17 protein-coding genes are annotated in these 18,737 nt (G+C 71.1%); 8 read left to right on the top strand and 9 right to left on the bottom strand.

What is annotated here, in order from left to right:
- Positions 1-50 precede the first annotated feature (50 nt).
- The 3 genes from ACYVF7_RS25065 to ACYVF7_RS25055 form a co-directional block, all read right to left on the bottom strand.
- Complete coding sequence (locus ACYVF7_RS25065) at positions 51-1,946, bottom strand: hypothetical protein (RefSeq protein ID WP_460345273.1); 1,896 nt, start codon at positions 1,944-1,946, stop codon at positions 51-53.
- A gap of 87 nt (positions 1,947-2,033) precedes the next feature.
- On the bottom strand, positions 2,034-2,645 hold the full coding sequence (locus ACYVF7_RS25060; protein WP_460345270.1) for a hypothetical protein: 612 nt from the start codon (positions 2,643-2,645) through the stop codon (positions 2,034-2,036).
- Between the two features lie 224 nt (positions 2,646-2,869).
- Entirely contained in the window at positions 2,870-3,802 is a 933-nt protein-coding gene (locus ACYVF7_RS25055; RefSeq protein WP_460345267.1) for a LysR family transcriptional regulator, read from the bottom strand.
- A gap of 145 nt (positions 3,803-3,947) precedes the next feature.
- On the opposite strand from ACYVF7_RS25055, the gene ACYVF7_RS25050 reads away from it, so the two are divergent.
- Together ACYVF7_RS25050 and ACYVF7_RS25045 are read left to right on the top strand one after the other, a co-directional pair.
- Complete coding sequence (locus ACYVF7_RS25050) at positions 3,948-4,451, top strand: hypothetical protein (protein WP_460345265.1); 504 nt, start codon at positions 3,948-3,950, stop codon at positions 4,449-4,451.
- On the top strand, positions 4,448-5,494 hold the full coding sequence (locus ACYVF7_RS25045; RefSeq protein WP_460345263.1) for a radical SAM protein: 1,047 nt from the start codon (positions 4,448-4,450) through the stop codon (positions 5,492-5,494). The genes ACYVF7_RS25050 and ACYVF7_RS25045 overlap by 4 nt, the downstream gene beginning before the upstream one ends.
- Here the strand turns inward: ACYVF7_RS25045 and ACYVF7_RS25040 are convergent.
- Complete coding sequence (locus ACYVF7_RS25040; protein ID WP_460345260.1) at positions 5,491-6,621, bottom strand: sensor histidine kinase; 1,131 nt, start codon at positions 6,619-6,621, stop codon at positions 5,491-5,493. The genes ACYVF7_RS25045 and ACYVF7_RS25040 overlap by 4 nt on opposite strands.
- On the bottom strand, positions 6,618-7,343 hold the full coding sequence (locus ACYVF7_RS25035) for a response regulator (RefSeq protein WP_460345257.1): 726 nt from the start codon (positions 7,341-7,343) through the stop codon (positions 6,618-6,620). Before ACYVF7_RS25035 ends, ACYVF7_RS25040 begins: the two co-directional genes overlap by 4 nt.
- A 390-nt stretch (positions 7,344-7,733) precedes the next feature.
- On the opposite strand from ACYVF7_RS25035, the gene ACYVF7_RS25030 reads away from it, so the two are divergent.
- The 3 genes from ACYVF7_RS25030 to ACYVF7_RS25020 all read left to right on the top strand — a co-directional run bounded on the left by ACYVF7_RS25030 (position 7,734) and on the right by ACYVF7_RS25020 (position 10,515).
- Positions 7,734-8,201: a hypothetical protein gene (locus tag ACYVF7_RS25030; protein WP_460345254.1), complete on the top strand. Its 468-nt coding sequence runs from the start codon at positions 7,734-7,736 to the stop codon at positions 8,199-8,201.
- 62 nt (positions 8,202-8,263) lie between these two features.
- A complete protein-coding gene (locus ACYVF7_RS25025; RefSeq protein WP_460345251.1) occupies positions 8,264-8,953 on the top strand; it encodes an LppX_LprAFG lipoprotein in 690 nt (229 codons plus the stop codon).
- Positions 8,954-8,958: 5 nt separating this feature from the next.
- The gene (locus ACYVF7_RS25020) at positions 8,959-10,515 is read left to right on the top strand and encodes an MFS transporter (protein ID WP_460345248.1); all 1,557 of its coding nucleotides are present in this window, start codon (positions 8,959-8,961) and stop codon (positions 10,513-10,515) included.
- A gap of 67 nt (positions 10,516-10,582) precedes the next feature.
- Here the strand turns inward: ACYVF7_RS25020 and ACYVF7_RS25015 are convergent, their stop codons facing one another.
- Both ACYVF7_RS25015 and ACYVF7_RS25010 read right to left on the bottom strand, forming a co-directional pair.
- Complete coding sequence (locus ACYVF7_RS25015) at positions 10,583-11,827, bottom strand: phospholipase D-like domain-containing protein (RefSeq protein ID WP_460345245.1); 1,245 nt, start codon at positions 11,825-11,827, stop codon at positions 10,583-10,585.
- Positions 11,828-11,997: 170 nt separating this feature from the next.
- Complete coding sequence (locus tag ACYVF7_RS25010; RefSeq protein WP_460345242.1) at positions 11,998-13,062, bottom strand: serine hydrolase domain-containing protein; 1,065 nt, start codon at positions 13,060-13,062, stop codon at positions 11,998-12,000.
- A 133-nt stretch (positions 13,063-13,195) separates the two neighbouring features.
- Between ACYVF7_RS25010 and ACYVF7_RS25005 the strand changes: the two genes are divergently transcribed.
- Both ACYVF7_RS25005 and ACYVF7_RS25000 read left to right on the top strand, forming a co-directional pair.
- Positions 13,196-13,765 (top strand): dihydrofolate reductase family protein, encoded by a 570-nt coding sequence (locus ACYVF7_RS25005; RefSeq protein ID WP_460345239.1) that lies wholly within the window; start codon positions 13,196-13,198, stop codon positions 13,763-13,765.
- Positions 13,766-13,892: 127 nt separating this feature from the next.
- Complete coding sequence (locus tag ACYVF7_RS25000; protein ID WP_460345236.1) at positions 13,893-15,302, top strand: pyridoxal phosphate-dependent decarboxylase family protein; 1,410 nt, start codon at positions 13,893-13,895, stop codon at positions 15,300-15,302.
- Positions 15,303-15,493: 191 nt separating this feature from the next.
- Here the strand turns inward: ACYVF7_RS25000 and ACYVF7_RS24995 are convergent, their stop codons facing one another.
- Together ACYVF7_RS24995 and ACYVF7_RS24990 are read right to left on the bottom strand one after the other, a co-directional pair.
- On the bottom strand, positions 15,494-16,258 hold the full coding sequence (locus ACYVF7_RS24995) for an ABC transporter ATP-binding protein (RefSeq protein ID WP_460345233.1): 765 nt from the start codon (positions 16,256-16,258) through the stop codon (positions 15,494-15,496).
- Positions 16,258-17,310 (bottom strand): FecCD family ABC transporter permease, encoded by a 1,053-nt coding sequence (locus ACYVF7_RS24990; protein WP_460345230.1) that lies wholly within the window; start codon positions 17,308-17,310, stop codon positions 16,258-16,260. Before ACYVF7_RS24990 ends, ACYVF7_RS24995 begins: the two co-directional genes overlap by 1 nt.
- 223 nt (positions 17,311-17,533) lie before the next feature.
- Between ACYVF7_RS24990 and ACYVF7_RS24985 the strand changes: the two genes are divergently transcribed.
- On the top strand, positions 17,534-18,730 hold the full coding sequence (locus ACYVF7_RS24985) for an IS110 family RNA-guided transposase (protein ID WP_460345227.1): 1,197 nt from the start codon (positions 17,534-17,536) through the stop codon (positions 18,728-18,730).
- Positions 18,731-18,737 lie beyond the last annotated feature (7 nt).

Below are 18,737 nucleotides of genomic sequence, written 5' to 3'. Positions count from 1 at the left end.
TGGGCGGAGGTTCACCGTCGACGACGGGTCCTCAGCGCCCGGATGGGCGGTCAGTTCTGCGGTGGCGGCCCGTGGTGCTGCGGCCGGCCCTTTCCGCCGTTACCGCCTTGATTGCCGCCCTTACCGCCCTGGTTACCTCCGTTATTGCCGCCCTGGTTGCCTCCGTTGCCGTTCTGGTTCCCGGCGAAGGTGACGGCGGTGACGACGTTGCCGTTCATGGTGAGCTTCGCGACCGGGTTGGTCAGGCCGAAGTTCTGGCAGTTGAGGTTGCCGAACGACTGCTGCAGCCGCATCCCCAGGAAGGTGAAGAGGCTGTTCGCCGCCGCGGGCATGGGGCTGGCCTGGGCCGCCAGCATCTGCATGTCCTTCTGCAGGCGGGCCGCCTGGATGGTGTCCATCATCCGGCAGTACGCCGCAGGGGTCTGTCCCGCGGGCTGGGCGGCCTGGTCGGCCCCGGCCCGGTACAGGTTGTTCTTCGCCGCGCTCATCTGGTTGTTCACCATGGTCATCGGGTCGTTCATCGGGACGAGCGCGCTCGGCGCGGCCTGGTGGGCGGCCGCCTGAAGCTCGTCCATGGCCAGAGACGTCGTCACCGTCCCCGGGTTGGCGAGGTCGGGTGCCGTCCACGGCGTACAGCCGAGGGCCGGGTCGACGAAGACGTCGAGCAGCGCGTTGTCGCTGGGGTTCGACAGAGTCTGGGCCCCGGCCAGGCGGCCCTTGTTCGCCGCGGTGTTCTGCGCGATCCGCCCGTTCCCGGTCGTCAGGTACGTCGCCGTGACGTTGTCGCTCTGGTCCTGGTCGATGAGCGCGAAGTCGCGCGTCGACATGCACGGCATGCCGTCCTTCGCCGTTCCGAGCGCCGGCACGGTCAGCATCCCGCCCTTGATCGCGGCGTTGGCGGCCCGGAAGAACGCCGGGGCGTTGCAGTACGCGAACTGCCCGAAGACCGAGCCGTTCAGACCGTTCACGCACCTGCCCTGTTGCAGGCCGGCGCCGCGCAGGGTCAGGTTCGCGCCGTTGTACCCGAACCAGATGCCGACGACCGCGCCCGCCGGGAGGGTCGGCGTGACCGGCGCGGCGGCCGGCTGCGTTCCCTGGTCGATCACGAGCGGGTTGTAGACCGACAGCTTGCCGGTCGCCGGGTCGATGACCGTCGCCTGGACGAACGCCGACTGGTTGACGTTCGCCTCGTTGCAGGGGCCCATCGCCGCGTTCGTGGCGGTCAGCTGGTAGGGCGTGGCCAGGCCACGCGCGCTGAGCGGATTGGCGGGGACGACGAGCGTGCAGTTCGCGTTGGGGTCGGCCGCCTGCCCGCCGCCCCCGCCCGCGCCGCCCGTCGGGGTCGGGCAGGAGCTCGGGGTCGGGCTGGGCTTCTTACGGTGGTTCGGGGCCGCGCTGCCCGGTGCCGCGCTCACGCTCGGATCCGGCATGGCCGTTCCCGGCGAGCCGCCCGCGCTCGGCATCGTCCCGGCGCCGGGCGCGGCGGTCCCCGCCGACGGCTGCGCGTCGGGCATGGCGGTGCCGGCGGGATCGGCGGACGTTGAGACGTTCGCCGCGAGGGGGGTGGCGGCCCGGGCGTTCGCGGAGGGAGCGCCGGTGCCGGGGTCCGCGCTCGGCGCTCCGGCGGAGGGCATGGTGCCCGGGTCCGCCGTCGCACCGCCGGTCGGCGAGGCGGCGGGGCTGGTCCCGACCTTCACCTCTTCGGCGCCCTTGTGCGGGAGCCGGCGGCGGCCGGGGCCCGTGCGGGGCGGTCGCCCGCTCGGGGCGGCGGTGGCGCTCGCGCTCGGGCACCCGGGTGAGGCGCCGAACGCGGTGAGCCCCATCTTTGTGGTGAGAGCCACGGCCGTGCCGGCGGCGAGGACCAGTGCCACCGCGAGCGGGATGAACAATCGGAGCCGCCGCGGGTGGTTCGGGTCCTTCCAGTTCGACCTTTCCATAAACGACATTCGGAGTCCTCTCGGGAGATGGTGGGGGCGCGGCGTGTTCCGCGGCGGTCGTCCGATGACCTCGTTCAGGTCACGCTCGGCGGCGCGTCACCATTTCGTGGAGACCCGGTTCTGCAGGCCGCCGACGACCGGAGACTGCGAGCCGGACGGGACAGGGGTCGGGGTCGGGGTCGCGGTCGTCGGGGAGGCCGTCGGGGTCGGCGTCGTCACTCTGACCTTCTTGAGGAAGCGCCATCCGACCACGCCGATCCGGCCGTTGTCGGCGACGACCACGACGGAGCGCGGCGGGACCACGAGGGCGAAGGCGTGACGTCCCACGACCGCGACCACCGTGGTCGTGCGGCGGACGGCGACGGTGGCGCCCCAGACCCTCCGGTCGGTCGAGCGCAGGGTGCCCACGACGCGCCACCGATGCCCGATCTTCCGCAGGACCGCGGCGGAGTGCCCCATCCGCACGTTGGTGACGGCGTAGCGGGGCGTCAGCACCACGGCCGCGGGTCTTTGTCGACGCCCGCTCGTATCGGAGGACCGGCTCGCGGCCTGGTCGGCGTTGCCGGAGGCCGTGCCGGTGTAGTGACGGCTCTCGCTGACGTTGCGGGCCGCCGGCGTTGACGAGCCGGTCCCGATGACGGCGATCGCCGCGCCGGCGGTGGTGAGACCGGCCAAGGCCAGGCCGGTGACCTTCGTCGATGTCTTCACGGGGTCGCTCCTTCGTCCGTCGTACGCGGCCCGGTGGGGGCCGCCTGGATTGGACCTCGGTGCGCGGTCGCCCCCCGTGAGAATCCGCGCTCACGCACCGGTGGTGCCGCTGAGGAATGTAGGGAGCGGCCGATGCCCGCAGGGCTCATCCGGCGCCGCGTTCGAATCTCGTAATAATTCGCCGCCGCGCGGGCGACGGCGTCATCTCCGCGGTGACGGAGCGGTCAGACCGCGCCGGGCAGGGACGCCTCGGGCACCAGGTCGATCAGGTCGGCGCAGACCTGGCGGGCGATCCGATGGAAGTCCGTGACCAGGCCGCGGTCATCGCCTCGGCGGCTGACCGCGGCCACCTCGCACGGCTCCGCACCGAGAATAGGGAGGTACACCAGGCCGCCGATGTTCATCGCGCGCGGGGTCGACGCCGCCACCGCCAGGCAGGCGTCCGGGGTGACCAGGGTGAAGTGCAGCGCCTCGCTGACCGTCTCCACCAGTTCGCCGTGAAAGCGCGGCGTTTCGCCGTTGCGGTGGTCGGAGAACAGCCAGAAGTCCTGGAAGTGACGCGGCATCTCGGTGGGGATCGACGGCACCGGCAGGTCGAGGTAGGTCGGGATGGAGACCACGCCGTCGTCGACCAGCGGGTGCCGGCGTGAGATCGCGAGTACGCGGGGTTCCTGGAACAGCGTGGTCGCGGTCAGGAGTTCGGTGTCGATCGGCGGGCGCAGCAGCGCGACGTCGACGATCTCGTCGCGCAGGGCGGTCTCGGCCCTGTGCGGTGGAAGGTCGACCAGCGTGAGTCGTACGGACGGATACCGCGCCGTGTAGGCCTCGAGGATCGGCGCGGTCAGTTCGGCGGCGCCGCCGGCGAACAGACCGACCCGTACGGTGCCGGACCGGCCGCTCGCCGCGGCACGGGCCAGGTCGAGCGCGTGCGCCGCGGACCGCAGGATGTCCCGCGCGGGCCGTTCGAGGGCCTCGCCCGCGGCGGTCAGCCGAACCCGGTGGCTGTCGCGGATGAAGAGGGCTCCGCCGATCTCGCGTTCGAGAGCACGGATGTGCTGGCTGAGCGCAGGCTGGGTGAGGTGAAGACTGCGAGCCGCGCGAGTGAAGTTGCGTTCCTGGACGACGGCGAGGAATGAACGCAGATGCCGGAGTTCCATGGGGCCACTCCCGGGGTTTCGGGTCCACGAACCTGGCGTAACAAAATCTTCTCGCTGCGATAAGCAAACACTATTTCCCTCGCGACAATTGCCGAACTTACTCTACGAGAGACCGATTTCGAACTCCCGAGATAGGGGATCTTCGATGCCGACCCTCCCCGGTTCCTCCCCATCCGCGAAGCCGCTCGTGCTGACCGGATCGATCACCCGAATGGACGTTCTCCGGCTTTTCCGGCAACTCGCTGCTGACCCCGATGCCGAGGCCCGGTTCCTCGACGACCCGGCGGCGACCCTGGCGCGGGAGGCCGGCTGGAGTCCCACGCCGCAGCGGTCGTCCTCGGCCAACGCACTGCTGGTCGGCGCCCTGCGCTCGCCCCGTCTACGGGCTCTGCTTCGCGACCCCCGGCTCACCTCGGCGGACGCGATGGACGACGCCGGGCGCGCCACGATCTCGCACGCGTCCGCGAGCGTGTCCAGTTCGACGAGCTTCAGCTCCCACACCTCGACCAGTTCCTCCGCGAGTGTCAGCACGAGCACGACCTTCACCACCGGCGGCGCCGGCTGCGGCTCGGAACCGGCCATCGACCCCGCCGGCCTGCGCTTCGGCATCCACGGCTTCCTGGCGCGCGTTCGCGGACGATGCGAATGAGCGCGACGAACGACGTCGTCGGCGGGCGGAAGACGCTGTCGATCATGCCGACGTTCACCTGCACGGCGGCGTGTACGGACTGCGGCACGCTGAGCAGTCCCAAGGCGCGCGGACGGCTCCCGATCGAGGTGATCACGTCCGCGATCGCCCAGGCGCACCGGCTGGGGTTCGCGAACGTCGTGTTCACCGGTGGCGAGGCCACCCTGCGCTGGCGCGATCTGCTCACCGGCCTGTCGTACGCCCGTGAGCTGGGCCTGCCGACGAGGCTGGTGACCAACGCCCACTGGGCCGCGACGCCGGAACGGGCGCGCGACCGGCTCCGGCAGCTAATCGACGCGGGCCTCGACGAGATCAACTACAGCACCGGCGACGAGCACATCCGCTTCGTCCCGGTGGAGCGGGTGGTCCACGCGTCGGTCGCCGCGGTCCACGCCGGCCTCCCGGTCGTGGTCATGATCGAACTGCGGCGGCGACGCGCGGTCACCGCCGACACCATCCGCACGCATCCACTGGTCCGGGCGCTGGGGGAAGACGCCGCTCTGATCAGGACGAACGAGAGCGCCTGGATGCCGCTGGACCCCGAGCGGACCGGCGACTACGCGGATGGATCGACCGTCGACGCGGCGACGCTGCACTCGCGGCGCGGCTGTGACCACGTCCTCCAGACCTATACGATCCAGGCCGACGGGAGGGTCGGCGCCTGCTGCGGACTCGGCCTGCGGACGGTCGCCGAACTGAATCCGGTCGTCGCCGAGGGCGATGACTTCCTCGAACGGGCGATCGCCGATTCCGAAGAGGACTTCCTCAAATTGTGGCTCCACTACTTCGGGCCCGAGCGCATTCTCGCGTGGGCGGCGGAGAAGGACCCGGAGATCGACTGGGAAGGCCGCTACGCTCATCCGTGCCAGGCCTGCGGCCGCCTCTATAAGGACGACCGCGTAAGGGCGGTGATCCGCGAACATTATCCGGAAATGGTGTCGATGGTCCTGCAGAGTGCATGGCTCGACGACCACTACACGCCGAGGACGCTCTCGACCCCTTAGCGTCCGTACGGCGCGCTGGACAGCGGAATCCGGACTTCGAAACGGCAGCCGCGATCCGTGTTGCGCACCTCCACCGCGCCCGAGTGCGCCTCGACGATGCCACGGACGATCGCCAGGCCCAGGCCCGCCCCGGAGTCCGGCTCCGGCGTACGCGCGGCGGTCCCGCGCCACGCGACGTCGAAGACCCGGCCCAGGTCGTCCGGCGGGATGCCGCCGCACGCATCGGACACCGACAGCACCGCATGGCGATCGAGCCGGCCCGCCTCGACGAGCACCGATCCGGGGGACGGCGTGTGCCGGATCGCGTTGACCACGAGGTTGGTCAGGGCCCGATTGAGTTCCCGGACGTCGGCCCGTACGACGACCGGCTCGCTGATCTCCGCGCCGAGCATGACGCCCTGCGCGCGGGCCAGCGGATTGGTCCCGGCCACCGCCTGATCGACCAGGTCGGCGAGGGTGACCCACTCCGGGGACAGGGCGAGCGCCCCGGCGTGGATGCGCGACAGCATGAACAGGTCGTCGACCATTCCGGACAGGCGGTCGACGGCGAGGCGCATCTGCGTGTGATAGCGGGCCGGCTCGGGGGCGACGCCGTCCTCCAGGGCCTCCACCATCGCCCGCAGGCCCGCCAGCGGCGTCCGCAGGTCGTGCGAGACCCAGGCGACGAGGTCCCGGCGGGACCGTTCGAGGCTGCGCTCGCGCTCCCGGGCCCGGGCCAGCCGCTGGCTGGTAAGGCTGAGCTCTCTGCTCAGCTCGCCCATCTCCGCCGTGGAGAGGCTCCCGTCGGCGCCCGGCGCGGCTCCGTACCCCAGGGCCCGCACCGCGCGGCGCAGCGTACGGCTGTCGGCGACCATGGCACGCGCCAGCAGCAGAGCCATGGCCGAGGTAACGACCCCGGCGGCGATGCAGACGGTCAGCACGACGCCGAAGTCCTCCGGGGAGATGAACATCTCCTCGGCCGCGACGACCGTGCCCGTGATCATCGCCAGCACGCTGGCGACCACCAGGACGAACAGCGCGAGGCGCAGGGACCGGCCGCGTACCGCCCGCATGACCGCCATGCCCACGAGCCCGACCGCAGCGGCCGAGCCACCGCCGAGCAGGATGACGCGCAGGTCGTCGCTCATGGGTCGTCCTCGCCGCCGGGAGGGTCGAATCGGTAGCCGACGCCCCAGACCGTGGCGATGAGGCGGGGGTGGTGCGGGTCGTCCTCGATCTTCTCGCGGAGCCGCCGTACGTGGACCGTGACGGTCGACTCGTCGCCGAACTCCCAGCCCCAGACGTGCTGCAGCAGCTCGGTCCGGGTGAAGACCTGCCCCGGGTGGTCGGCGAAGAAGCCGAGCAGATCGAACTCCCGGCTCGTCAGCGTCAGCGTCTCTCCGGCCTTGACGGCGCGGCGGCCCGCGGCGTCGAGCGTGAGGTCGCCGACGATCCGGATCTCGGGGACGGGAGGCGTCTCCTGCTCCTCCGGCGGGGCGGGATGCGCGCGGCGGAGCACCGACCGCGCCCGCAGGACGAGTTCCCGGGGGCTGAACGGCTTGGTCACGTAGTCGTCCGCCCCGAGTTCGAGCCCGCGCACCCGGTCGCCCTCGGTGCCGCGCGCGGTCAGCATGATGACCGGGACCGGCCCGAGTTCGCGAATGCGGCGGTAGACCTCGAAGCCGTCGAGACCCGGCAGCATCAGGTCGAGGACGACGAGGTCCGGGAGGTGCGCCTCGGCCGACGCGACCGCCGACGGCCCGTCGGCGGCGCGGCGGACCCGGAGGCCCGCGCGTGTCAGGTACGCGGTGACCACTTCGGCCACCATGGGGTCGTCGTCGACGACCAGAACCTCGGCGTGGTTCTCCACGGTCGGGAGTGTAAGGACGAAACGCCCGAATGGCGGGCGATTCGCCCGACTCGGTCCCAGATCACCGTCGCTCTCGCATGCGCGGGGGCGCCACGAAGCCGGGTCCCGTCGTCCGGCCACCGCGCGGGCTCGCCACGACAGCCCGAGACGCGAAAGGCAGCAGGATACACGTTGCCATTAAGTGCATTCTAGAGCCACAGGACCTATCTCCGCAGCCGAATAATGAGCCCTGAGTCCCTTTATTATCGCCCGGTAATTCAGTTAAGATCCGCCCAGATTCGGATCCCGAAAGAAAGGGGCGAGAGAAGGAAAGTATAGCGACCAGACCACCGGCGAGTGTCGCTTCAGCGACGTCGTCGAGGTCGAATTCACTCCCGAGGAGGCTGCACCATGGCACGTATTCCCGGAATCGGTTCGCAGGCCGCTCGCATCACGGCCATCTGCACGATCACGGCCTCGGTCACCTTGATCGGTGCCGGCTCGGCCAGCGCGGCGAGCAACCGACTGCCCAATGGGAAGAAGCTCACGGCGGGACACTGCATCGCCGACGCCGCCAGCACGGCGAGACCAGCCAAGTTCTGCGTCGGGACGCACTACGACATCCACCTGTACTACAAGAAGAAGATCTGCTGGTCATGGCAGGCCAAGGGACACCTCACCGGCCGGTCCGCGTTCGTCCGAGTCGCGAAGAACGGGGATGTGCAATTCTATCAGTACTCCGGTGGGCGGGTCCTGTGGCACTCAAAGACCACGAAGTTCCGGGGTGCGGCCCTCGTCGTCGGCTCACACTTCTACGGGCAGGCGATCCTCGCCGTGGACACCGGACACGCATTCTTCACGTTCAAGAGTTGCCACTGACGCGGGGCCGCTGACGTCATACCCGTGCCGGCCGGGGGCGTCGCGGCGCTATGTTTCCTTTCATGTCATCTTTCCAAGCGAAGGTCGCCTGCCTCGTCGTGCTCGCGTCCGCCGTGGCAACCGGCTGCAGCGGAGGCGGGTCCGAGAAGAACCCGCCCGGCGGGACGCTGACCCAGCAGGCGGCCACCGCGACGCGGGCCGTGACCAGCCTCGCGTTCTCCCTGCGCACCTCCAACGCTCCGCAGCTCAAGGTCGACAGCGCGGACGCGAAGCTGCTGCGCAACGGCAACGCCCAGGGCTCGGTCAAGACGATCCAGCTGGGCCTGCCGATCCAGCTGGACTTCGTGGTCCTCGGCAAGACGGTCCACCTGCGGGGCCTGACCGGAGGATGGCAGCAGCAGCCGCTGTCCCGGGTGGCGGGGATCTACGATCCCTCGGCCGTGCTCGACCCGAACCGCGGGCTCGTGCAGTTGCTGACCACCGCGAAGAACCCGAGCACGAAGGGCAGGCAGAAGGTCGCCGGGCAGGACTGCTACCGGGTCGACGCGACACTCGCCCAGGCGCCGCTGTCCCGGCTGGTCCCGGGCATCTCGGCCGACACGCCGGCGGAGCTGTTCATCTCCAAGGCCGACCACCACGTGCTGAAGGCCGACGTGAAGGTGCCGCCCAAGGACGGCGGTAAGCCCGGCACGGCGACGGTCACCTTCACGGACTTCAACAAACCGTTCTCGATCACCGCACCGGCCCAGTGACCGCCATGGACCCGGGTGGCTCCCGGCGGCTCGCCCTCGGCGTCGGCGGCGTGGTCGTCCTGCTCGCCGCCATCGACGCGTACGTCGTGGTCACCGTCCTGGTGACGATGGTCGGCGATCTGGGCGTGCCGGTGAACCACATCGAGCACGCCAGTCTGGTCATCACGGCGTTCCTGCTCGGCTACGTCGCGGGCATGCCGTTGCTGGGGATGCTCTCGGACCGGTTCGGCCGCCGGATCATGGTGGAGGCCTGTCTGGCGGGGTTCGCGGTGGGGTCGGCCGTGACGGCGCTCGCCGGCTCGCTGTCCGTGCTGATCGCCGGGCGCGGCCTGCAGGGGCTCGCCGGAGGGGCCCTGCTGCCGATCACGATGGCGCTGGCGGGCGACCTGTGGGACGAACGCCGCCGCCCGGCGATCCTCGGCGGCGTCGGCGCCCTGCAGGAGCTGGGCAGCGTGCTCGGCCCGCTGTACGGGGCGGGCGTGGCCGCCCTGATCGGCTGGCGCGGCATCTTCTGGGTCAACATCCCGATCACGCTGCTGGCGATGGCGGCGGTGTGGTGGGCCGTGCCGCGCGGGCGCCCGTCCAGCGCGACGCGCGTCGACGTCGTCGGCGGGCTGCTGCTCGCCGCCGGGCTGGGCCTGCTGGTCGCCGGCCTGTACAACCCGGACCCGCAGCGATCCGCGCTGCCCTCATGGGGCGTGCCGTGTGTCGCCGCGGGCGGCGTGGTGATCGCCGTGTTCGCGGCCTGGGAGACACGTGCCCGGACCCGGCTGCTCGATCTGCGCGGCGCGCGGCGCGGCGGCCTGTTCGCCGTCCTGGGGGTGAGCCTGCTCTCCGGAGCGGCCCTGATGATCACGCTGGTCGACATGCAGCTGATCGCACAGACGCTCCTCGGCCGGAACTCCACCGGCGGCGCCGTCCTCCTCGCCCGTTTCCTCGTCCCCCTGGCGGTGGCCGCCCTGGCCGGCGGACTCCTGGCCCGGCGGGTCGCCGAACGCTGGATCGTCGCCGGCGGGATGCTCGTGGCCGCCGCCGGCTACGCCCGCATCGCCGCCTGGCCGCTCCGGGCCGAAGCCGCCCACTACGACCTGGGGCTGTTCGCCGTCTCACGGGTGGACGCGGACCTGGCCGTCGCCGGCCTGGGCCTGGGCCTGGTGATCGCGCCGCTGTCGTCGGTCGCGCTCCGCTCCGTCCCCGCCGTACGGCACGGCGTCACGTCGGCCGCCGTCGTGGTCGCCCGGATGATGGGCATGCTGCTCGGCGTCGCGGGCCTGAGCGCATGGGGGTTCTACCGCTTCCACACGCTCACCGCGCACCTCGTGACGCCGTTGCCGGTCGGCGTGTCCGCCACGGAGTTCGCCCGCCGCATGGCCGCCTACCTGGCCGCCGTGAAGGCCGCTCTGCACACCGAGTACGCCGACGTCTTCTGGGCGACGGCCGTGGTGTGCGTGGTCGCCGCCCTCCTCGGCCTCGCCGTCGGCGGCCCGGCTCCGGCGACCACGGACGATGAGCCCACCGAGGACCGGCCCGTACCGGCCACCGCCGAACCCCCGTCCGCCTGACCGGCCCCCGTACGGCCCACTGCGGACCCACCGTCCGCCCGAGGCGGACCCATGCCGCCCGGTCGGGTCACTCGACCGAGCCGGTCGGGCGGCCGTCGTCCTGTTCCAGGACCGCCTCCGGCACCGAGGCCAGGCCGGTGCCCTTGACCTGGTGGGCGTGGCCGAACAGCGTGTCGAAGTTGGCGGCGTACCGGTCCTCCAGGGCCCCGTCCGCGATGGTGATCATCGCTTCGTCGTGCCCGTGGAAGCCGACGGCCGTGTAATTGTTGCTGCCGGTGAAGACGACCTTCTGCCGCTTGCCCTCGTAGCCGCCGTCGATCAGCAGGTACTTCGAGTGGGCGTAGACGCGGGCGTTCTCCGACAGGTAGCGGATCTCCGGGCCGCCGTTCCGGCCTTTCGGTTTCGTCATGCGGCGCGCCGCCCGCCGGCCGATCCGGTCGAACACCACCTGCACGCGGCAGCCCGCGTCGTCGAGCTTCCACAGCCGCTGGGCGATCGGCGCCCACGTGAAGTGGCCCAGGCTGACCCGGAGACGGGTGCCGCCCTCGCACGACACCTTGTCGAGGGCGTCGCTGATCGGGTCGCCCTTCGCCCAGGGGAAGAAGTCGATCCGGTACGGCCCGGACTGGACGGTGCGGTGGTAGTCGGCGTTGGCGTGCTGGGCGGCGAGGTCGTTGAAATAGCCCTGGTAGCCGGCGCGGACCCCCGCGTCCTCGATGATCAGGGCGTCGTTCCACTGGGTGTCGCGAGCGCCGTCGGTGGCGTTGGCCGAGGTCTGCACCACCACGTCCCGCGTTCCCAGCGTCGAGGAGAAGAGGAAGAACTTGTTGTGGTTGAAAGCCGGCCCGATGCAGCCGCGGTTCCGGCCGCACACGACGACCCACGACCGCTTACGGGTGTTGTGCCCCAGGCGGCGCAGCGTGCGGTACGCGGTGTACGCCGTGGACTCGTGGTCCAGCACCACCTGGACGTGGACGCCTCGGCGATTCGCGGCCACCAGCTGCGCGGCCGTGTCCAGGCTCGCGAAGTGGTACATCGCGATGGTGATCGTCTGCCCGGAGGGCGTCCCGGCGATCAGGCGGCCGATCTGGTCGGCGATCGCGTCCCGCTTCGCGGAGCCGCCCTGCGGGGCGTTGAAGATCGGGCCGGTCCGGATGGCGTGCGCCGCGTCGTTCCGGGGGTCTCCGGCCACCGGCCGGGCGACGGCCGTCGGGAACCGCGTGGTCCCCGCGACCGCGACCCCTCCCGAAACGACGGTTCCGACGGTCACCACACAGGCGACGGCAGCCGCCTCCATCACCGAGATCGCCACAGTTTCTCCTGCACACGGGGGATCTTGAGCGAAAAAATGCCGCAAATACACTCAAGTGCCGCAGATCGTACAAGAGGTCACCGCAGGTCATCGAGGGCTCAAACCAGACATAAAGGTAAAAACTTCCGGCCGGCCCTCGGGTGGAGACGGATGCTCACGCACCCGCCGCGCTAGGAGGTGATCGCGTCGTAGGCGGCCAGCACGATGCCGAGCGCCCGGGTGTAGCCGTCCTCCCACAGGATCTGGTTCATCACGTACGACACCGTCATCCGGTGGTCGAAGTCGACGAGGACCATGGAGCCGCCCCACCCGCCCCACGAGCACGTGCGGTTCTCCAGCCGGTAGCCCATGCCCCAGCGGATCGGCATGCCCAGGATGCGGTCCTCACCGCGGTACTGCTCCTCGAAGACACGCTCGCACCCGGCCTCCGACAGGAGGCGTACGCCGCGCGCGGCGCCGCCGCCCGCCAGCACCGACTGCACGGCGCCGACGGAGCGGGCGTTGCCGTGCCCGCCGATGGCGGGCAGTTCGGCGCGCCGCCAGGCGGGCGAATTGGCGTCGGACACCCCGACCGGGAATCCTTCCGGCCGGTCCCCTTCGGGCGCGGGGATCAGCGGAGCGACCCGATCGTCGTGCTCGGCCGGCAGCGCGATGTGGAAGTCGGCGTCCAGCGGTCCGGCCACCTCCTCGGCGAAGAACGCGCCGAGGCTGCGCCCGGTGACACGACGGACGACCTCACCGATCAGGAAGCCGAAGGTGATCGAGTGATAGCCACCCTCGGTGCCCGGCTCCCACTGCGGGGCCTGCTCGGCCAGCCGCGCCGTGACGTTCGTCCAGTCGTACAGGTCCGCCGCCGTGATCGGCTCATCCCAGGTAGGCAGGCCCGCCGTATGACCGAGCAGGTGCCGCACCCGCAGGTCCTGCTTGCCCGCGGCCGCGAACTCGGGCCAGTAGCGGGCGACCGGCGCGTCCAGATCGAGTTCGCCGCGGTCGGCCAGGATCAGTGCGCACAGCGCCGTCATCGTCTTGGTGGTGGACCAGACGTTGGTGATGGTGTCGCGCTCCCACGGGACCGTACGGGCCGTGTCGACGTACCCGCCCCAGATGTCGACGACCGGCTCGCCGTCGACATGGACCGCCGCCGAGGCGCCCACGTCATCGGCGTCCAGCGAAGCCGCCAGCGTCTCTGCCACCTTGCCGAACCGGCCGTCACATCGGCCCTGAATGTCCGCCATGAGGCGCAACGTAACCCGAACCAGAACGGCCAAGCCAACCATTTTTCCGGGGGATGTCGAGAACGTGCGGGTGGCTCCGACTCTCCTGTGACGGCGCCCGATGGAGGCGCCCCGGTCAGCGGAGGAGCACGCCATGCGGAAGATCATTTACTGGGTCCACACCTCGATCGACGGCCACATCGCGGGGCCCAACGGAGAGTTCGACTGGCCGGCCGTGGGGCCGGAGCTGTTCGGGTACTCCGAGGCGATGAACGAGCAGGTCGACACCCTCCTGTACGGGCGCGTGGTGTGGGACATGATGGCCGCCTACTGGCCGACGGCCGACGCCGACCCCGCCACGGCCGACGACCACGTCAAGGCGTTCGCGCCGTTCTGGCGGCGGACCCCGAAGGTCGTGGTCTCCCGGACGCTGACGGACGCCGGCTGGGGCGCCCGCGTCATCGGGAAGAACCTCGCCGAGGAGGTCGCGGAGCTGAAGCAGCGGCCGGGCAAGGACATCCTGCTGACCGGCGGCGCGGAGGTCGCGGCCTCGCTGACCGAACTCGGCCTGCTCGACGACTACCGCATCGTCGTCCACCCCGTCGTCCTCGGCGGCGGACAGCGGCTGTTCCTGGAGCCGAAGGACCGTATCGACATGACGCTCGTCGGCTCGCGGACGTTCGACGCCCAGACCGTCCTCCTCCGGTACGAACGCCGAAGGTGACCAGGAGCCGGACCGCCCGCAGCCGGTGGTCCGGCTCCGCACGCGCCCGAACGTGACGTCCGATTCCGGCCAGCGTTGACGGCCTGTCCCGCCGGACGATGGACGTCGGACCAGGATGGTGGGATTCGTGGAGCGTGAGTTCTCGGAGGTACTGAGGCGGGGGTACGAGCACGCGGCCCGCTGGCGGGCGTCCGTCGCCGAGCGCCCGGTCTTTCCGTCGGTCGATCCGGCCGAGCTACGGAGTCTGCTGGATGCCGGGAAGGTGCCGGAGCGCGGCGAGGACGCGGTCGCGGTGCTGGATGTCCTCGCGCGGGCCGGCGAGCTCGGTTCGACGGCGAGCGCGGGGCCACGGTACTTCGGGTATGTCATCGGGTCGTCGCTACCGGTGGCCGTGGCGGCCGACTGGCTGGTCAGCGCCTGGGACCAGAACGCGACGCTGTACTCGTGCGGTCCGGCGGTGTGTGTCATCGAGGACGTCTGCGCGGGCTGGCTGGTCGATCTGCTCGGCCTGCCGCATCAGACCTCGGTGGGGTTCACGACGGGCACCCAGATGGCCGCGTTCACGGCCTTGGCCGCGGCGCGGCACCGCCTACTGGCCGCGCAGGGGTGGGATGCCGAGGCGGACGGGCTGTGGGGAGCGCCGCGTATTCCGGTGATCGCCAGTGCGCAGCGTCACGCGTCCGTCGACCGTGCGCTGCGCTACCTGGGCATGGGCGCACGGGTGCGGCCGGTAGCGTGCGACGCGAACGGCGCCGTCGTCCTCGGCGCGTTGGCGGAGGCCCTGGACGAGGTCGAGCGACCGCCGATCGTGTGCGTCCAGGCGGGGAACATCAACACCGGCGCCGTGGATCCGCTCGCCGAGGTGTGCGAACTCGTCCACGCGCGGGACGGCTGGGTCCATGTCGATGGGGCCATCGGCCTGTGGGCGCTCGCCAGTGCCGAGCACCGCCACGTGCTGCGCGGCGCGGAGCTGGCCGACTCGTGGACCACGGACGCGCACAAGTGGCTGAACGTTCCCTTCGACTGTGGGGTCGCTTTCGTCGCGCACCCGGAGGCTCATGTGGCCGCGCTGCGGGTCACCGCGGACTACCTGGAGGTCTCCGAACGGCGGGATCAGATCAACACTGTGCCCGAGTGGTCGCGGCGCGCCCGCTCTGTCCCGCTCTACGCCGCCTTGCGGACGCTGGGAAGGTCGGGGGTGGCCGACCTGGTCGACCGGAACATCGCGAACGCCCGGCAGATGGCGGCTCGGCTGTCCGCCGAACCTGGCGTCGAGATCCTCAACGACGTGGTCCTCAACCAGGTCCTCGTCCGGTTCACCGCCCCGGATCATGACGCCGACCTGCTGACCGCAGAGGTGATCCGGCGAGTCCAGGACGAGGGCACGTGCTGGCTGAGCGGGTCCACCGTCGACGATCGGCCCGTCATGCGGGTATCCGTCTGTTCGTGGCTGACCTCCACCGACGACATCGACCGGGGCGCGGACGCCATCGTCCGATGCCTCCGAACGGCGACCGCGTCGCGGGCGGGAGCATAGGTAAGCGGGATCTGGCCTTGTCCGCCACGACCGGAGGGCGCACGCTCGGTCCATGAGAAGCGGATGTTCATGCGGGCACGGATCCAGCTGCTCCTGCGCCAAGGGATGCTCCTGCGGCTGCAACGGCTGACCTCTATCGGCTCCGGACGGTCGGCCGTGATCCCCTGACGCGGGGACCACGGCCGACAGGGCTACACCGAGGCCACGGCGATGTGCGGACGGCCGGTGATGGGATGCGGGCCGATGTGCGCGCGGACGCCGAACACCCGGGCGATCAGCTCCGGGGTGAGGACCTCCAGCGGCGGCCCGTGACCGATGATCCGGCCCTGCTCCAGCACGACGACGCGGTCGCCGTACGCGGCGGCGTGGTCCAAGTCGTGGAGTGCCGCGAGCAGTGTCAGGCCCAGGTCCCGTACGAGGTCCAGCAGGTCCAGCTGGGCGCGGACGTCCAGGTGGTTGGTGGGCTCGTCCAGGACCAGCAGCGGCGCCTGCTGCGCCAGGGCGCGGGCCAGCAGCACACGCTGGCGTTCGCCGCCGGACAGGGTCGAGAACGGCCGGTCCGCCTCGCCGTCCATGCCGACCCGTTCGAGGGAGGTGCGGACGACGGCGCGGTCGGTGTCGTTCTCCCGGTCGAGGAGCCCCTTGTGCGGCCCCCGGCCCATCGCGACGACCTCGGCGACGGACAGCTCCGCGTCGACGTCACCGTGCTGGGTGACGACCGCCCGGCGGCGGGCGGCCTGACGGGCGCGCATCGCCCACAGGTCCTCCCCGTCCAGGGAGATGACCCCGGCGGTCGGCCGAAGCGCGCGGTAGACCGTGCGCAGCAACGTCGACTTCCCGCTGCCGTTCGGGCCGACCAGGGCGACGAACTCGCCCGGCTCGGCGGTCAGCTCGACGTCGGACAGGATGGGGCGGGTGTCGACCCGTGCCGACAGGCCCGCGATCCGCAGCCGCATCAGCCCCTCCCCCCGGCCCGGCGCCGCAGCAGCCACAGGAAGAACGGCACGCCCACGGCGGTGGTGAAGATCCCGATCGGGAGCTCCTCCGGCCGGTCCACCGTGCGTGACGCCAGGTCGACCACGACGAGGAACACCGCGCCCAGCAGCAACGCCACCGGCAGCACACGCCGATGGTCGCCGCCGACGATGAACCGGGCCATGTGCGGGACCATCAGCCCGACGAAGGCGATCCCGCCGGCCACGCTGACCACCGTGGCCGTCAGCAGCGACCCGACGACGAGCAGCGTGACGCGCAATGCCCGCACCGGGACGCCGAGCCCGGCCGCGGCGTCGTCGCCGGCGGACAGCGCGTTCAGGCTCCGCGCCTGCAGGAGCAGGTACGCGACGCACACCGCGATCACGGCGGCGGGCAGTCCGAGAGCACGCCAGGTGCCGCCCGCCACGCTGCCCATCAGCCAGAACATCAGCCCCTGCAACTGCGTCGGATCGAGCTGGAGCTGGACGTAGCTCGTCACCGCCGAACACAGGTAGCCGACGGCGACCCCCGCCAGCACCAGTCGCGAGTCCAGCAGGCGGCCGGCGCGCTGGGCCAGCAGGTAGACCAGCAGCACGCTGAGCAGCGCGGTCGCGAACGCCGCACCGGTGACCCCGACGCCGCCCAGCACCGTCGTCCCCACCGCGGCGACCAGGACGGCGCCGAGCGAGGCGCCCGAGGAGACCCCCAGGACGTACGGGTCGGCGAGCGGGTTGCGGACGAGCGCCTGGAAGGTGACGCCGGCCACGCTCAGACCGGCGCCGGCGACCGCCGCGAGCAGCACCCGTGGCGTGCGGATGTCCCAGACGACCTGGTCGCGCAGGGGATCGACCCCTCCGGTCCGGCCGGTCAGGTGAGCGCCGATCACCCGCCACACCGCGCCGACCGGCAGCGTCACCGAGCCGATCGAGATCGCCACCATCGAGGCCACGAGCAGGGCGAGGGCGAGCCCGCCGACCAGCACGCCGGTCGCGGGGCCGGAGACCGGATGGGCTCTGTCGAGACGATCAGGCATCCCTACCTTCTTTCTCGGGCCGCTCGGGCCAGTCGTAGGGTTCGAGCACCCAGGGGTGCCGGGTGTGGCTGTCAGGCATCTGCCGTCTGTGGCTTCCCTCGATTGGCCGCCCGGCACCCCGCGACGACTCGGCCGCTGATTGAGAACTGCGAACACGTCGCTGTGTAGGGATGAGCCGGCGAGGTCGTCTGCGGGAAGACCAGGACAAACGCGCTGGGAGGCGATGTTGAGGCGGGCATGGGCCGGGATCGATATCGGCAAGGGACACCACCACGTGGTGGTCATCGACGCAGACGGGCAGCGGCTGCTGTCGCGGCGCGTGGCCAACGACGAGACCACGCTGGGCGAGCTGATCACGCAAGTGCTCGGCCTGGCCGATGAGGTGACTTGGGCCGTGGATATGACCACCGGCGGCGCGGCCCTGGTCCTGGCGCTGCTGATCGCTCACGGGCAGCAGGTCCTCTACATCTCTTCCACCATGGTCAACGCTGCCGCCGGCGGCTACCGCGGGGCAGGCAAGACCGATGCCCGCGACGCTGCGATCATCGCCGACCAGGCCCGCATGCGCCGCGGCCTGGCCCCGCTGCGGGTCGATGACGAACTCATCGTCGAGATGCGGATGCTGACCGCCCGCCGCGCCGACCTGGTCGCCGACCGCACCCGGATGGTCAACCGGCTGCGCGAGCAGCTGTTGGCCCTCTGCCCGGCGCTGGAGCGCGCCCTGGACGTGACGAACAAGGGCCCGCTGGTCCTGCTCACCGGCTTCCAGACCCCTGCGGCGATCCGCGCGGCTGGTGCCGCGGAGCTGGAGCGCTGGCTGAGCGACCATGGCGCCCGGCGGGGTACCGCCGACCTGGCCGCCCGTGCGGTGCAGGCCGCCAGATCCCAGACCACCACCCTGCCGGGCGAGCAGTTGGCCGCCATGCTGGTGGCCGACCTGGCGAAGGGGGTGATGGCCCTCAATGAGCAGATCAAGCACATCGACCTGCTGATCGAGGACCGGTTTCGCCGCCACGAACTGGCCGAGGTGATCATCAGCATGCCTGGCATCGGCGTGTTGCTCGGCGCCGAGTTCCTCGCCGCCACCGGAGGCGACCTGACCGCCTACGCCTCCGCCGACCACCTGGCCGCCTACGCCGGCCTGGCCCCGGTGCCCCGCGATTCGGGCCGTATCCACGGCAACCTTCACCGACCCCGCCGCTACAACCGCGCCCTCAATCGGGTGTTCTACACATCCGCGCTGGTGAGCATCCGCTTCAACGCCGAATCCCGGACCTTCTACGACCGCAAGCGCACCGAAGGCAAGCTCCACACCCAAGCCGTCCTGGCCCTCGCCAGACGGCGCGTCAACGTCCTGTGGGCACTCATCCGAGATCGCCGCTGCTACGAGCAGAGTCCTCCGGCCGCCCAGGCCGCATAGCTCGATC

Source organism: Actinoallomurus acanthiterrae (genome assembly GCF_054775715.1).
This window is presented reverse-complemented; position numbering and strand designations above follow the sequence as displayed.